Below are 232 nucleotides of genomic sequence, written 5' to 3'. Positions count from 1 at the left end.
GCGAGGAAAGGCCGCGTCGAAGGGCTACCGGACGGCGTCCCGCGCGGCGGCCAAGGTCCACAAGAAGGTCGCCCGGCAGCGCCAGGACACCGGCCGCAAATGGGCCAAGACCATCGCCCGCGACTTCGACCAACTCGCCGTCGAGGACTTCAAGCCGAAATTCCTCGCCAAGTCCACGATGGCCCGCAAAGCCGCCGACGCCGCGATCGGCGTGACGAAGACCGCGCTGATC

Annotated in this window: 1 pseudogene; it reads left to right on the top strand. The window is 68.5% G+C overall.

The window, feature by feature from the left end:
- Nucleotides 1-232: pseudogene (locus IO36_RS36255) on the top strand (RNA-guided endonuclease TnpB family protein); the annotation flags it as partial.

Origin of the sequence: Streptomyces aureus (assembly GCF_000725495.1) — a bacterium.
Taxonomy (GTDB): domain Bacteria; phylum Actinomycetota; class Actinomycetes; order Streptomycetales; family Streptomycetaceae; genus Streptomyces; species Streptomyces aureus_B.
This window is presented reverse-complemented; position numbering and strand designations above follow the sequence as displayed.